The sequence below is a fragment of the Pantoea deleyi genome, from assembly GCF_022647325.1.
Classification (GTDB): Bacteria; Pseudomonadota; Gammaproteobacteria; order Enterobacterales; family Enterobacteriaceae; genus Pantoea; species Pantoea deleyi.
The window spans coordinates 3,423,206-3,438,138 of the sequence record NZ_CP071405.1; the positions used below are offsets into that span (position 1 = coordinate 3,423,206).

12 protein-coding genes are annotated in these 14,933 nt (G+C 58.0%); 7 read left to right on the forward strand and 5 right to left on the reverse strand.

Annotated features, from left to right (window positions below):
• The first annotated feature begins 117 nt into the window (after window positions 1-117).
• Both J1C59_RS16105 and J1C59_RS16110 read left to right on the forward strand, forming a co-directional pair.
• Window positions 118-753 (forward strand): hypothetical protein, encoded by a 636-nt coding sequence (locus J1C59_RS16105; protein ID WP_128084089.1) that lies wholly within the window; start codon window positions 118-120, stop codon window positions 751-753.
• A gap of 15 nt (window positions 754-768) precedes the next feature.
• Window positions 769-1,437 carry a MarC family NAAT transporter gene (locus J1C59_RS16110; RefSeq protein WP_128084088.1) on the forward strand — a complete coding sequence of 223 codons (669 nt, stop codon included), beginning with the start codon at window positions 769-771 and terminating at the stop codon, window positions 1,435-1,437.
• A 41-nt stretch (window positions 1,438-1,478) separates the two neighbouring features.
• Here the strand turns inward: J1C59_RS16110 and J1C59_RS16115 are convergent, their stop codons facing one another.
• Genes J1C59_RS16115 through J1C59_RS16125 form a run of 3 tightly spaced genes read right to left on the reverse strand, consistent with a single transcriptional unit; the run spans window position 1,479 to window position 5,272 of the window.
• Window positions 1,479-2,738, reverse strand: coding sequence for a c-type cytochrome (locus J1C59_RS16115; RefSeq protein WP_140916850.1), 1,260 nt, complete (start codon window positions 2,736-2,738; stop codon window positions 1,479-1,481).
• Between the two features lie 4 nt (window positions 2,739-2,742).
• A complete protein-coding gene (locus tag J1C59_RS16120) occupies window positions 2,743-4,512 on the reverse strand; it encodes a GMC family oxidoreductase (RefSeq protein ID WP_128084087.1) in 1,770 nt (589 codons plus the stop codon).
• A gap of 31 nt (window positions 4,513-4,543) precedes the next feature.
• Window positions 4,544-5,272 carry a gluconate 2-dehydrogenase subunit 3 family protein gene (locus J1C59_RS16125; protein WP_140916849.1) on the reverse strand — a complete coding sequence of 243 codons (729 nt, stop codon included), beginning with the start codon at window positions 5,270-5,272 and terminating at the stop codon, window positions 4,544-4,546.
• A gap of 687 nt (window positions 5,273-5,959) precedes the next feature.
• Here J1C59_RS16125 and J1C59_RS16130 point away from each other — a divergent pair.
• The 3 genes from J1C59_RS16130 to J1C59_RS16140 all read left to right on the forward strand — a co-directional run bounded on the left by J1C59_RS16130 (window position 5,960) and on the right by J1C59_RS16140 (window position 10,468).
• Window positions 5,960-7,531 (forward strand): ABC transporter substrate-binding protein, encoded by a 1,572-nt coding sequence (locus J1C59_RS16130; protein ID WP_128084086.1) that lies wholly within the window; start codon window positions 5,960-5,962, stop codon window positions 7,529-7,531.
• Window positions 7,532-7,649: 118 nt separating this feature from the next.
• Window positions 7,650-9,152: a helicase HerA-like C-terminal domain-containing protein gene (locus tag J1C59_RS16135; RefSeq protein ID WP_128084085.1), complete on the forward strand. Its 1,503-nt coding sequence runs from the start codon at window positions 7,650-7,652 to the stop codon at window positions 9,150-9,152.
• 26 nt (window positions 9,153-9,178) lie between these two features.
• Entirely contained in the window at window positions 9,179-10,468 is a 1,290-nt protein-coding gene (locus tag J1C59_RS16140; protein WP_140916848.1) for a DUF445 domain-containing protein, read from the forward strand.
• A 90-nt stretch (window positions 10,469-10,558) separates the two neighbouring features.
• Here J1C59_RS16140 and J1C59_RS16145 read toward each other — a convergent pair whose 3' ends face one another.
• Window positions 10,559-11,404, reverse strand: coding sequence for a BtpA/SgcQ family protein (locus tag J1C59_RS16145; protein WP_128084084.1), 846 nt, complete (start codon window positions 11,402-11,404; stop codon window positions 10,559-10,561).
• A 29-nt stretch (window positions 11,405-11,433) separates the two neighbouring features.
• Here J1C59_RS16145 and J1C59_RS16150 point away from each other — a divergent pair, with 29 nt between their 5' ends.
• Window positions 11,434-12,315 (forward strand): PfkB family carbohydrate kinase, encoded by an 882-nt coding sequence (locus tag J1C59_RS16150; protein WP_128084083.1) that lies wholly within the window; start codon window positions 11,434-11,436, stop codon window positions 12,313-12,315.
• On the opposite strand, the gene J1C59_RS16155 is transcribed toward J1C59_RS16150, so the two are convergent.
• On the reverse strand, window positions 12,308-13,258 hold the full coding sequence (locus tag J1C59_RS16155; RefSeq protein ID WP_128084082.1) for an ABC transporter substrate-binding protein: 951 nt from the start codon (window positions 13,256-13,258) through the stop codon (window positions 12,308-12,310). The genes J1C59_RS16150 and J1C59_RS16155 overlap by 8 nt on opposite strands.
• 324 nt (window positions 13,259-13,582) lie before the next feature.
• Between J1C59_RS16155 and J1C59_RS16160 the strand changes: the two genes are divergently transcribed.
• Window positions 13,583-14,605, forward strand: coding sequence for a LacI family DNA-binding transcriptional regulator (locus J1C59_RS16160; protein WP_128084081.1), 1,023 nt, complete (start codon window positions 13,583-13,585; stop codon window positions 14,603-14,605).
• The last annotated feature ends 328 nt before the right edge of the window (window positions 14,606-14,933 follow it).

Below are 14,933 nucleotides of genomic sequence, written 5' to 3' on the forward strand. Positions count from 1 at the left end.
TGCTCCCCTCTCTGCCATGAGGGGAGTATCAAACGCCCCGATGCTGTGACGCCTGACATTCCCTAAACCTGGGGTTGAGCGCTATAGTGTTGTTTTGATTTCTACAGGACAGCACGCATGAAAGGCATCAACATCGCACTTTACTTCGACCCCGATCAGATTCAGGCCTGCGTTCACCAACAGGATGGCAGCTATCTCAGTAAAAAATTCGAGTATGACGATGGCGTGATTGAAGAGATCTATCAATGGCTGGAACAGTACGAACCTGCCCGCACCCACATCTGCCTGATTGAAAACGAAACCGCCGAACTGCTGGCCGACGAACTGGTCGACAGCGGTTACCGCGTCCATCAGGTCACCATGCACCAGCTGCTGAGCTGGTTCGCCGCAGAGCCGCCGTCGACGCCCGACGGCACGCCAATGCGCGCGATGCTGCGCTTCCTGGAAGATGAACATCCGCGTGAATATGAGTCGCGTACCCCGCAGACCGAAGCGCTGATGGAGATGTTCGATGAGCTGGATGCGCTGGAGATGATCGAAGACGACACCGATGAAGACACGCTGCCTGCCGACCTGCTGCGCGCCATGAAGAAGCACCGGATCACCGCCAGCGCCGCAGCCCAGCGTCTGCTGCCGGAGGTGAACGAACGTATCCGAGAACATCTGATGCAGTACCCCGAACTGATGACGCCAGAAATCCTGCAGGACTTCTTCCCCGAACTGCTTGAGGCGCTGGAGCGGCCAAAACACTAACCGGGGAGATCACCGATGCTGGAACTGATTAAAGCGGTCAGCCTGGGGCTGGTCGTCATCCTGCCACTGGCTAACCCGCTCACCACCGTAGCCCTGTTTTTAGGGCTGGCGGGCGAAATGAACTTCCAGGCGCGTAATCGTCAGGCGCGCCAGGCGTCGATCTATGTCTTCGCCATCATGATGGTGGCCTGGTACGCGGGCAATGCGGTGCTGCATACCTTTGGCATCTCCATTCCGGGCCTGCGCATCGCAGGCGGCCTGATCGTCGCCTTTATCGGTTTCCGGATGCTGTTCCCGGCGAAGCCGGCAGGTCATTCGGTGGAGGCGAAGCAGAAGCTGGATGAGCTGGATGAGGCCAAAGAGCCGGTGAATATCGCGTTTGTGCCGCTGGCAATGCCGAGCACCGCCGGGCCGGGGACGATCGCGATGATCATCTCTTCCGCCTCAACGGTAAAAAGCGGCGTCGATTTCCCCGCCTGGGTGATCAGCGTCGCGCCGGTGCTGACCTTCCTGCTGGTCAGCCTGATCCTCTGGATCTCGCTGCGCAGTTCAGGGGCCATCATGAAGCTGGTCGGTAAGAGTGGCATTGAGGCGATCTCGCGCCTGATGGGATTTTTGCTGGTCTGTATGGGCGTGCAGTTTGTCATTAATGGTGTGCTGGAAGTGGCGCACACCTTTCACTGAGCGATGGCCCCCTCACATTAACCGGGGGGCCATCTGATCGGTTACTTCAGCGTTTTACGCACCTCCGCAACCTGATCGCGACTCACCGCAGGCGCGGTGTTGCTCCAGCCCTGACGAATAAAGGTCGCCAGCTGCGCGACTTCATCATCACTCAGCCGTCCGGCAAAGCCCGGCATCGCCAGTTTCGACGGGGCTTTCTCCGTCGAGGGCTGCTGCGCTCCGGCCAGAATGGTGTGGATCAGCCCGGCGGGATCCTTAGCGTTTACGATGGTCGCCTGATCCAGCGCCGGGAAGACGCCAGGCGCGCCTTTGCCGGTGACGAAGTGACAGGCACCGCAGTTATCCAGATAGAGACGCTCGCCTTCGCTGAGGTTCTTCGCGGCGGTGAGTTTCGCTTCCGTCGCCTGCTGCGCCTGTACATTAACCGCCTGCAGCGGCGGGTTACCGCCCAGGAACTTCAGGTACGCGGCAATGGCGTTGAGATCGGCGTCGGTCATGTGTGAGCTGCTGTGCTCCACCACCGAGGTCATCTCCCCGCCGACCGCCGCTTTATCGTTGCGCCCGGTCTGCAGGTACTCCACCACTTCCTGCCGGGTCCAGTGCGGTATCCCGCGCAGTGACGGCACCTCCCAGTGATTCAGGCTGCCGCCTGCCAGGAACTGATCGTCACCGCTGTCCAGCGCTTTCTCGTTCATACCCAGCCCGCGCGGCGTATGGCAACTGCCGCAGTGACCGAGGCTCTCGACGATATAGGCACCGCGATTGATCTCTTCGGACGCGCCGCCAATCGGCTGGAACGGTTTGTCGGAGGTGAACGCCCAGTTCCAGAAACGCATCCCCCAGCGCTGACTGAACGGGAAGCGCAGATCGGTCTCCGGCGGCTGCGCCGCGCTAGGCTGTACGCCTTTCATAAAGTAGACGTAGAGCGCGTGGATATCAGCATCGCTGATTTTCGCGTAGTCCGGGTACGGCATCGCCGGATAGAGGCGGGAGCCGTCCGGCAGGACGCCTTTACGCACCGCGTCAGAGAACTGCTGCTCGCTGTAGTTGCCGATGCCGTGCTGCTTATCCGGTGTGATGTTGGTGGAGAAGATGGTGCCGAGGTTCGACTCAATCGCCAGGCCACCGGAATAGGCAGGCTTGCCGGACAAAGAGTGGCACGCCATGCAGTCGCCCAGCCGGGAGAGATATTCGCCCTGCTTAATCAGTTGCGCCTCATCTTCGGCGTGAGCCGGCAGCACCATGCCGCTCAGCAGCACCGCATTCGCCAGGATAAAAGATTTCAGTTTCAGCTTGTTCATGCGCTTATGCCTGTACCAGTGGGCCGGGATTTTTCAGGTAGTGATCTTTGATCGCCTGTGCCGCCATCAGGGTAATCGCACCGATGGTATCGGTCGGATTCGCCTGGAAGTTCTGCGGGAAGGCGTTGCCGCCCGGCACAAAGACGTTATGCACATCCCAGCTCTGCAGATACTTGTTGAGCGCCGAGGTTTTCGGGTTATCGCCCATCACCGCGCCGCCCACGTTGTGGGTGGAGACATATTTGGTGATGTCGAAATCCGCGCCCATCGGCAGGAAGCTCATGCTCATGCTGTCCGGGTTCAGCTCTTTGGCGATGTTGCCGACGATGCCTTTCAGATGCTGTTGCAGCTTCAGCTCATTCTCTTTCCAGTTAAAGGTCATGCGCAGCAGCGGCAGTCCGCGGTGATCGTTGTAGTTCGGATCGAGATCCAGATAGATATCGCGATAAGACTGGCAGGTGGTGGTGATGCTGATCTTCATCGAATGGCCGTACCACTCCTCCAGCCCCTCTTTGTAGCCCATACCCCAGGATGGCGTGCCTTTTGGCAGCGCGGTACTGATCGGCGTACCGGTCGCCTGGGAGCTGTGGATCTTCGCGCCGCCGAGAAAGCCCAGCGACGGCCCGTCGAAGTTGCCTGGCGAGATATCGTTAAACATCTGGCCGGTTGCGCCCGCTGTGGCATAAGGATTGAAGTTCTTGTCTTTGAAGAACAGGGTCGCGCCGCCGTTTGACAGGAACGCGTAGTTACGGCCGACCACTCCCTCTTCGGTGATCGGGTTATAAGGCTTACCGATCCCGGAGAGCAGCATCAGCCGCACGTTGTAGAGCTGGAAGCTGCTCAGCACCACAATTTTTGCAGGCTGGAAGCACTCGTTGCCCTGCGCATCGATGTAGATCACCCCTTTCGCGGTTTTCTTATCATCGTTCAGTACCACTTTGATCACTTCCGCGTTCACTTCATAGGAGAAGTTCGGCATACGCTTCAGCGAATCCATCACCGCGGTCTGCGGCGAGGCTTTGGAGTAGTTCAGGCAGGGATACTTGCTGCAGTAGCCGCAGTAGTTGCACGGCGCGATCTGGTTGCCGTAGGGGTTCTTCCACGCGCGCGACACGCAGGCGGAGGGGTTCGGGAACGGGTGATAACCCAGTTTCGTGGCCGCATCTTTGAACATCACATTGTTCAGCGTATCTTCCAGCGCAGGCAGCGGGTAAGGCTCGGAGCGCGGGCCTTCAAACGGATCGCCGCCTTCCAGAATTTTGCCGCGCAGGTTGCCGGTGTTGCCCGACTGGCCGCAGATCAGTTCGAATTTGTAGTAGTAAGGCTCAATCTCTTCCCAGCTGAACGGGAAGTCCATCACCCGCATATCTTCCTGCAGGATCCCCGGCCTGTAAGCCTGATCCACGTAGGTCTTGAGTTTGAGGTCGGTCGGGGTCGGACGGATCAGCACCGCCGTCCAGTGCATCCCGGCACCGCCCACGCCCGTGCCCGGCGCAAACGCGCCCCACTTACGGGTCGGCAGCGCCGTCTGGCTGCTGTTGTAGCGCACGGTGACCGCCACTTCGGCAGGGGTCGCAAACACCTTGTTGCGCACCGCATAGGCATATTCATCCGCCGGTTTCGGGTAGGCGAATTCGTCATAATCGCGATCGCCGCCGCGCTCCAGCGCGCGCACGTCCAGACCTGCCAGCGCCAGCTCGATGCTCATCAGCGAGCCTGCCCAGCCGAGGCCGCAGACCACGACGTCGACTTCTTTCTTAGTAACCTGTGCCATGATAATCCTGTTTACCTGATGTGGAAGCGCCTTATGCGCGTTCACCCTTGATGCTGACCGGGCCCAGTGGATAAGGCACGTTGTGCTGTTTCACCCATTCGGTGAAGCTGGCACGCGCACCCGGGAAGCCGATGGCGATCCAGGCTTTCATGCCTTTATTACCGCCGTACATCGGGTCGGCCAGGTAGCCATGTTTGGTATCAGAGAGCAGCTGGCTGAAGACGTGAGCGGGTTTGAGATCGGCCTCGCCCAGCGCGGCAAAGTCGATCTGGTTTTTGTTCACCTGAGTCAGCACCGCATCTTTCTCCTCCAGCGTCAGCGCGTGAAACGCTTTCTGGTGAGTGTTCTGCGACCACTGATCGATCAGCCGGATCCCGGTCTGATAGATCTGCTGAGGACGGAACGGGATCTGATAACCCAGCGTCGCCGGAGCCTGGGTATTGAATGGCCCCTGCAGGTAGATCTCGCTGCCAAAGGCCTCGCTGTGGAGCTGCTGATCGATAAAGATCGGCACGTTGGTTTCCAGCGCGCCTGGCGCTTTGCCTTTGCCGCCCGCCGGAATCAGACGGTCGGTGGCGGCCAGAATAAACTGCCACTCATCCGCACTGAAAAAGATCGGTTTGTAATCGGCTAATTCGGGAGCGGCCATCTCCGCAGCCTGCGCCGCAGTAAGGCCTTTGAAGACCAGTTCACTGAGCGGCAGCGCCAGCAGTGAACCGAGCAAAAATTTACGCCTGGTGGTGGGTTTCTCTAACAGCATATCCGCACGACTCTCATCTGCTGAATACCCGGCTTCTCCCTTCTGGCGCGAAATAATGCGTGCAGGCGGAAATGCTCCGCAGAGATGAACGCACACAAGACAGACGACGGCAGAACAGGGAAAGGCGGGTAAAATTATGGTTCGGTGACTAACGGAACATATCGGTTAATAACCTGGCAATCTTAGGGATATAACTATTTCTGAATGTAAAAATTGAATTTAAAATATTTCAGAGTGAAACTTTATCATGCTGTTGCGGAGGGGTAACAAAGAGGTAAAAGATTTACAGCGGGAAAATTGCCATTAAAACCCTATAAACATCGGGCATTTAGTCGTTTTAACGCAGGAGTAAAGGTTATTATTTTCGGTGCGTCATCATCACGCTGAATAACCAGTAAAAAAATATCATATTTTGCTGCAGGATTATCCTGTCAGTTGCCTATCCTGGCGTAATAACCGTGGCGATGCCATCAGACAAAGCGCAATCTGTGATCCTCTGCGGTCAGCCTTTTTTATTATACCCTCTTCTGTCCGTCGCGAGATAATAACGCATAAATACTATTTCGTTTTATCTTTTTGCCTGACTGACGATGCAGAATATTGTGCAAAGCATAGAACAAACCGGCATTTTGAGATTATCCGCCGCCCGGTAGTGTAGAGCCCATCGACGACTCAGGACCCTTTCCGATGCGCAAAACGTTCTTATCTCTTTTTACCGCTCTGGCGCTGTCTCACGCCGCCCACGCCGCGACGCCTGCCGATACGCTGGTGGTCGCCGTTCCGCTGGATGGCATTATCAGTTTTGATCCGGCCGAAAGTTTTGAAACGGTCAGCAACAGCAGCCTGCGCAATATCTATCAGATGCTGCTGGAGCCAAATCATCAGGATCCGCAGCAGCTGTCACCGCTGGCGGCCACGCGCTGGCAGCCAGGGAAAACGCCTCACAGCCTGGTATTTGACCTCAACCCGCAGGCCCGCTTCGCCAGCGGCAATCCGCTGACCGCTCAGGATGTGGTCTTCTCCTTAACCCGTGCGGTAAAGCTTAACAAAGCGCCCTCTTTTATCCTGGGCGAGTTTGGCTGGACGCCGGAAAACATCGACCAGCAGTTCACGGTAATTAACGACCACCAGCTTGAGCTGCGCTGGCCTGCGGAGATCGGCAGCGATCTGGCGCTGCGCCTGCTGACCGCACCGGTCGCCTCGATTGTCGACAGTAAAGTGGCGCAGGCACACGCCAGCAATAATGACTACGGTAACGGCTGGCTGAAGACGCACTCCGCCGGCAGCGCGGCGTATACCATCAGACAGTTTGTGCCGCTGCAGGCGCTGGTGCTGGAGGCGAACCCCCACAGCACGCAGAAGCCGCATCTGAAACGGGTGCTGCTGAAAGGCGTCGCCGATCCCGGCAGCCGCCGCCTGCTGCTCCAGCAGGGCGACGTGGATGTCGCCTATCAGCTTGGCCCGGACCAGATTGCGGCGCTGAAAAGCGTGCCGGAAGTGCGCGTCGACGCCTTCCCGTCCAGCCTGATCTACTACGTCGGCTTTAACACCCAAAGCCCGCAGCAACCGGCGCTGGGCAATCCGGCCCTGTGGCAGGCGGCTCGCTGGCTGGTCGACTATGACAGCCTGGCAAACCAGCTGCTGAAAGGTCAGTACCGCATTCATCAGAGCTTCCTGCCGGACGGGTTCGACGGCGCGCTGAACAGTACGCCGTTCCATTACGATCTGAAAAAGGCGCAGGCGATCCTGCAGAAAGGCGGCATCAAACCGGGCACCCACATCGCGCTGACGGTGGTGAACCAGCCCCCTTACATCGATGTGGCGCAGGCGCTGCAGGCGAGCTTTGCCAAAGCAGATGTGCAGCTCGATCTCCAGCCGGTGGCGGAATCAGAGCTGTGGAGCAAAATGCGCAGCCGTGACTTTCAGGCGATCTTCACTTACTGGGGCGCGGACTACATCGATCCCAACACCAACGCCAGCACCTTTGCCTATAACGTGCCGGGCGGTGGCAAAACCCTGGCGTGGCGCGTCGGCTGGACTATTCCGGAATTAAGCGCGCAGACCCGCGCCGCCGCCGGAGAGAGCGACGCGGCGAAACGCCGCAGCCTCTACACCGGACTGCAGACCCGCATCCAGCAGGATTCGCCGTTTGTCGTGCTGTTACAGGGTGCGGTTCAGGTGGCGGTGCGCAGCAATCTCAGCCATCTGCAGCAGGGCATCGGCGTCAGCCTGCTTAACTTCGAAGAGGTCCGGAAGTAAATCCGTTTCAGGCCGCTGCGTAGCGGGCAGCGGCGCCTTTTCTGGCAGATTGTTCTCCTCCTGTAGATGTCCGGCTTGCTATCCTTCAGGCATACCCTTTAGCCAGGAGTGAAAAAGCATGACTGACCCGCTACTGATTGCGCGTACCCCCGACACCGAACTTCACCTGTTACCGCAGATGGCCAACCGCCACGGCCTGATCACCGGCGCGACCGGCACCGGTAAAACCGTCACGCTGCAGAAGCTGGCCGAATCGTTCTCCGCCAGCGGCGTGCCGGTCTTTATGGCCGACGTTAAAGGCGATCTGACCGGCGTGGCGATGGCGGGCCAGTCCAGTGAAAAGCTGCAGGCACGGCTGGCGGCGATCGGCGTTACCGACTGGCAACCACAGAGCAATCCGGTAGTGCTGTGGGATATCTTCGGCGAGAAAGGCCATCCGGTGCGCGCCACCGTCTCCGATCTCGGGCCACTGCTGCTGGCGCGACTGCTGAACCTCAATGAGGTGCAGAGCGGCGTGCTGCAGATTATTTTCCGTATCGCCGATGACCAGGGCCTGCTGCTGCTGGACTTCAAGGATCTGCGCGCCATGACGCAGTACATCGGTGACAACGCCAGAAGCTTCCAGAGCCACTACGGCAACATCAACAGCGCCTCGGTCGGCGCCATTCAGCGCGGACTGCTGACGCTGGAGCAACAGGGCGCGGAACACTTCTTTGGTGAACCGATGCTGGATATCGCCGACTGGATGCGCGTCGACAGCAACGGCAAAGGCATCATCAACATCCTCTCCGCCGAAAAGCTCTACCAGATGCCAAAACTCTACGCCACCAGCCTGCTGTGGCTGCTGTCGGAGCTGTATGAGCATCTGCCGGAAGCGGGCGACCCAGATAAACCAAAGCTGGTCTTCTTCTTTGACGAAGCGCATCTGCTGTTCACCGACGCGCCGCCGGTGCTACTGGAGAAGATCGAACAGGTGATGCGGCTGATTCGCTCGAAAGGCGTCGGCGTCTGGTTTGTGACGCAGAACCCGGCCGACATCCCCGATCGGGTGCTGGGCCAGCTCGGCAACCGCGTCCAGCACGCCCTGCGCGCCTTTACGCCGCGGGATCAGAAAGCGGTCAGAACTGCCGCTGAGACTCTGCGCACCAATCCGGCCTTTGACAGCGTGGAAGCGATTCAGGCGCTGGGCACCGGCGAAGCGTTGATCTCCTTCCTGGATGAGAAAGGCAGCCCGTCGGTGGTGGAACGCACGATGGTGATTGCGCCCGGCTCGCGCATGGGGCCGGTCACCGGCGATGAACGTAACGGTCTGATCAACCACTCCCCGCTCTACGGCAAATATGACACCGAAATCGATCGTGAATCGGCGTTTGAAAAGCTGCAACAGGGTTTCCAGGCCGCCAGCGATAAGGCCAGTGCACCTCCGGCCAGAGGCGGCGATGTCGCGGTCGACAACGGGATCCTCGGCGGACTGAAAGAGATCCTGTTTGGTCATACCGGCCCGCGCGGCGGCAGGCATGATGGGGTGGTGCAGACGATGGCGAAAAGCGCTACCCGCCAGATCACGAATCAGATCATCCGTGGCGTACTCGGCAGCCTGCTGGGTGGCCGTCGCCGGTAAACCCGGCTCTCTGCTAAGATCAGGTTATGGATAAACAACACGAACTGAAACGGATGAAGCGCCTGGCCCTGCTGCTGCTGCTGCTGGCCGCCGCCACCTTTGTTGTCACCCTTTTTCTGCCGCCCGGCTTCTGGGTCAGCGGCGTTAAGGCGATTGCCGAGGCGGCGATGGTCGGTGCACTGGCGGACTGGTTCGCCGTCGTGGCGCTGTTCCGGCGGGTGCCGGTGCCCTTTGTCTCACGCCACACCGCCATTATTCCGCGCAACAAAGATCGCATCGGTGAAAACCTGGGCCGCTTCGTCCAGGAGAAGTTTCTGGATACCGATTCGCTGCTGAATCTCATCCGCCGTCACGATCCCTCCCGGCTGCTAGCGCAGTGGCTGAACACGCCGGGCAATGCCGACCGCATCGGCCGCCATCTGCTGCAGGTGATGCGCGGCTTCCTGGATCTCACCGATGACGCGCGCATCCAGACCTTTATGCGCCGCGCGGTGCATCGCGCCATCGACAAGGTGGATCTCAGCCAGACCAGCGCCATGGTGCTGGAGAGCCTGACCCGTAATAACCGCCATCAGGCGCTGCTGGACGCGGCCATCGACCAGCTGCTGAAGCTGCTGCACAAGCCTGCGACCCGCGAATTTATCGCCCTGCAGCTGGTGCGCTGGCTGAAGCGCGAGCATCCGATCAAAGCCAAAATGTTGCCGACCGAATGGCTGGGCGAACACAGCGCCGAGCTGGTGGCGAACGCGGTCGATTCGCTACTGGATGATGTGGCGATGGATCAGGGGCATGAGCTGCGCCTGGGCTTTAACCGGGCGGTAGAGAAGCTGATTGTCAGACTGCAGAACGACCCGGAAATGGCCGCGCGTGCCGAAGAGATCAAAGGCTGGCTGAAAGAGGATGCCACATTTAATCGCTACATCGGTGAGCTGTGGAATGATATGCGCAACTGGCTCAAGGCCGATCTGAGCAGTGAAGATTCGCGGGTGCAGGAGAAAGTGCGTGGCGCAGCCCTGTGGCTGGGCGAAACGCTGGCGGCGGATCCGGCGCTGCGCGACTCGATGAACCAGCATCTGGAGCAGGCGGCGCGCAGCGTGGCGCCGGAGTTCGCCAGCTTCCTGACGCGTCACATCAGCGACACCGTAAAGAGCTGGGACGCGCGCGACATGTCGCAGCAGATCGAACTCAATATCGGCAAAGACCTGCAGTTTATCCGCATCAACGGCACGCTGGTGGGCGGCACCATCGGGCTGATCCTCTATCTGCTGTCGCAGCTGCCTGCAGCGCTGCCGGTGGTGAAAAGCTGGCTGACCTGAATCGGGTTCGGCACGGTGAACGCCGCCCTTCACCGTGCTGACCTGTCTCCTCGCCCGCAGGATTTTCCTGCGTCGGGTGCTACAAGGCGGCTAAGCCTGCTCCAGCGCGGCCTGCGCCACCGCCATAAAGTGTTTTACCCTCTCCCGGTCCACATCGTTCCACCAGACGCCATCGACCTTAAGCGCGCTGGCCACAATGACAGCCTGCGTGCGTGACAGAATCTGACAGACGTTAACAGGCGTCACGCCCGACCCTACCAGCAGCGGTAAAGCGGTGGCGGCACGGATTTCGTCGATTTCGTCCAGCGTAGCGCTGTCACCGGTTCGTTGTCCGGTGGCGATAACCGCATCCGCCTCAAAGAAGTCAACATCGCGGGTCAGTTCCTTAATGGAGCGATCGGCCACAATCGCATGGCTGCCGTGTTTAACGTGGCTGTCGGCAAACACGCGGATATGTTCAGCCCGGAGCTGGCTTCGGTAGCGCAGCGCCTTCGCGGCCGCCCCTTCAATAAAACCTTCGTTGGCGATATACGCATTGGCCCACTGATTGACGCGGATAAAATCCGCCCCGCCCGCCAGCGCGGTGGCAAAAGCAGGTAATGCCGCATTTGCCAGCACGTTAATTCCCAGCGGCACGCCGAAACGTTCCCGCACTTTTTCCGTAATCACCGCCATCAGTGCCGGCGTTTCAGGACCAATGTCCTCAGGTTTTGAAAAGGGAATATCACCATGATTTTCCACAATCAGGCCATGAACACCGCCAAGAATATAATTTTCCGCATCACGTAATGCCCGATCAATTATCGCACTGACGGGCTTGCCGCGATATTTTGGCGACCCCGGAAAAGGATCGCAGTGAATCACGCCAATAACCGCTTTAGGTCGTGAAAATATCGCTTGTATTGCATCAATTTTTTCTGCTGATATAGAAACCATTGCTTCTTTATCCTGTTCAGGAAAACACTATGCGTGTTTATGTGGCTGGTAATATTACTGTCGATGAAACCTGGTCTGTTACAGATATTCCGGCTAAGGGCGCCTCTGTTCACGGTTATCCGCGTTCGCTGGATATCGGCGGTAAAGGCGCGAATCAGGCGATACTCTTATCCCGTTGCGGCATTGAAACGTATTTAATTGCCGCGACCGGTCATGACAGCAATGGAAAATGGATCCGCCAGCAGCTCATGAACGAGCCCGTCACGTTACTGCCCACGCAGCCCATGACCGCATTGAGCGATACCTCGCTTATTCTGCACAGTGCCGATGGCGATAACGCCATTATTACCCGTACAACGGCGGCAGATTCGCTGGATATCAATACGCTTACTCGCCATCTTGCCCGTGCGCGTCCGGGTGATCTGCTGGTACAGCAGGGCAATTTCTCGCCAGAGAAAACTTATGCGCTGTTTAACGAGGCGAAATCCCGTGGCCTGATCACCGTTTTTAACCCCTCTCCGGTGCAGGCGGGGTTCAGCGCATGCTGGCCGCTGGTGGATATTGCGGTGGTCAATCAGCATGAAGCCCAACAGTTGCCGCCCGGCGCGGTTCACACTTTAGTGGTCACTCACGGCAGCGCCGGTGCCTGGCTGATTCAGGGCGACCGGCGAACATTTTCCCCGGCGCAACCCGCCCATGCCGTAGATACCACCGGCGCAGGTGACACCTTTCTGGCCGTGATGCTGGCCTCCGCGCTCCTGCGCGGGGGGGACGTTGACACATTAGCTCTGACGCATGCCAGTCAGGCTGCTGCGCTGACCGTCAGCCGTCCCGGCACGCTTCAGGCCTTTCCCACCGCAGAGGAGCTCGCCGCGCTGCTCCAGACAGGCGGCGAGTCAGCGCTTACTTAAACATCGCCCGGTAGCTGTCCACGTTGGCTTTCGTTACCACCGTGGCCGGCACCAGAATGGTTTTTGACACGGTTTTGCCCGACGTAAGCGCATTCAGGGCTTTTACCGCCTCTTCACCCATCTTTTCAGGATCCTGCTGCAGCACGGCTGTGACATAACCGCCATCGATACCGCTGATGGCTTTTGACGTCAGATCCCAGCCAAAGACTTTGATATCCTTCTGACGCCCCTGGTTTTCAACGGCAGCAATCGCCCCCAGCAGTGCCGGTTCACCGGTCGCGTAAATCGCGGTTAAATCCGGGTTACCGGTAATCAGGTTTTCCGCCGCCGTCATCGCCGTATCCTGCACGTTCTGACCATCAACCACGTCCGCCACGGTGATGCCCGGATTGCTCTTAATCGTCTCTTCAAACCCTTTCTGACGCTGGTTCTGTACCGCTGAATTCAGTGCGCCCACAATGCCCAGTCGCGCTTTGCCGCCGCTGTTTTTAGCCATGTAGTCGACAAAATATTTCCCAATAATTTTGCCGCCTTCCAGGTTATCCACGCCCACCTGTGCGGCCTGAGGGCCGGCCGGCAATACGGCATCAATCGCAATCACCGGTATTTTGGCGGCCGCCGCTTCTTTGATCGCGGGCATAATACCGTTGACGTCAATCGCATCCACCATAATGCCCTTCACGCCCTGTTGAATATAATTTTCTATCGCATCGTTTTGCGACACAGGATTATCGTTGGCGTTAAAGATCACTAAATCTTTACCGCTGGCTTTCGCTGCTTCCTGGGCGCCCTTATTCATCTGGTTAAAAAACAGGGCCTGCTGATTAATCTGGACCAGGGCATAAGCCGGAGCGGCTTGCGCCAGAGACCATAAAGAACCCGCAGACAGTAAGCCGGTTGCCAGCGCAACAGCACGCAGTTTTCTGGTGTTAAATGCCATCATCTTATAATTCCTCGTCGGGAATGAGCGATAACCAGTCGATCTCCACATCAACATGCAGAGGGAATATGAGTGGCGGGCAAATATCGTCTGAATGGCTGCTTCAGCCAGGACCTGACTAATCGACTTTCTGCACACCGTCCATTATGGTGCACGTGTGAAAGGGATAAATCGGGTTTGGGAGTGACTCCCGGGTAATGCGGTAAACTGCCTTTAACATTCGCTTCTGGCTAAATTTTGTCAAGCGATTATTTTATCGTCAGCGGTTACTGAAAAACGGTTTTCGCTGCGCACGACTGTGTTAACTGAGAGCCGATTCCGGGCAATATGGCAGGTGATATGAGTAAAAAACGGGTACTGTTATCCGATGTCGCAGCGCGGGCCGGACTGTCAAAAACGACCGTATCCCGCTATATGAATCAAAGCATTATGCTGCCGCAGGAGACAGTTGACCGTATCGAAGCGGCAATTCGTCAACTGGATTATCGCGGTAACAGCCTGGCGCGCCGCCTCAGCAAGGGCGGCAGCGAAACCCTGGGGCTGGTGCTGCCTGATATTACCAACCCCTTCTTTGCCGAACTGGCAGATGCCGCCGAAGAAGCCGCCTCTGCCCACGGCTACAGCCTGGTGCTGTGTATTACCCGCAACCATCCAGACAAAGAGAGTCAGTTTATCCGCTGGCTGGATACCTGCCAGGTAGATGGCCTGCTGTTTATCACCAACCATCCGGATAACGGTCTGTTGCGCAAGGAAATTAACCGCCACCAGCGCATCGTGCTGCTGGATGAGGACATTCCCGGTAGCGCGGTGCCTAAGGTGTTTGTCGACAACGTTCAGGGCGGCCGGATTGCGACCGAAAAACTGATCGCTGCAGGTCACCGGCATATCGCCTTTGTCGGCGGCCCGGACGAACTGATGAGTGTACGCGAACGTTACCAGGGGTTTTGCACCGCAATGGAGCAGGCTGGCCTGCATGTGCCGCCCGAATGGGTGATGTATGGCGAATACCAGCGAGAGTCGGGCAAACAGGCGCTGGAACAGCTGTTTAGCCATGCCAGACGCCCTACCGCCGTCTTTGCCGCCAGTGATTTTCTCGTGCTGGGATTGATGGATGGCCTGCGCGCGCGTGGACTCAAAGCGCCCGACGCGCTGTCGCTGGTCGGCTTTGATGATGCGACTTATGCCGACTTTACCCAGCCCCGTATTTCAACCATTCGCCAGCCTGCGCGTGAACTGGGCCGCACGGCGGTCGGGATCATGTTGCGTATCCTCAATGATGCGCTCCCCGTGCCCGCCGAAACCCGCCTGCCGGTAGAATGGGTGGCGCGCGATTCAATACAGAAATGTTAACAACGTCCCAGAATGGCGCAAAAGTGCACAGTTGTGGCGCAAATAATGAGCTTTTAAATGTAGCAGTGTTATTTTAAGTAAACCGGTTTACCTGACGTAAAACGTTAAAAGCGCGTTATTACAAGGGGTTAGACCGCGAGTATCTCCCTGGTGAGTAGTCTGGCACGGAAGCTGCAATGTCCTACCCGGCAAACAAATATCGTTGAAGCGTGTTGTTCTGTGTGTTTTAACAAAGGCTGTATCCTGCTGGTAAACCGGTTTACAAGGGCGTAAACCGGGCCGGATAACGCCTTTTACATGCAGAGTAACGGTCCCGTTAGCGGTGATG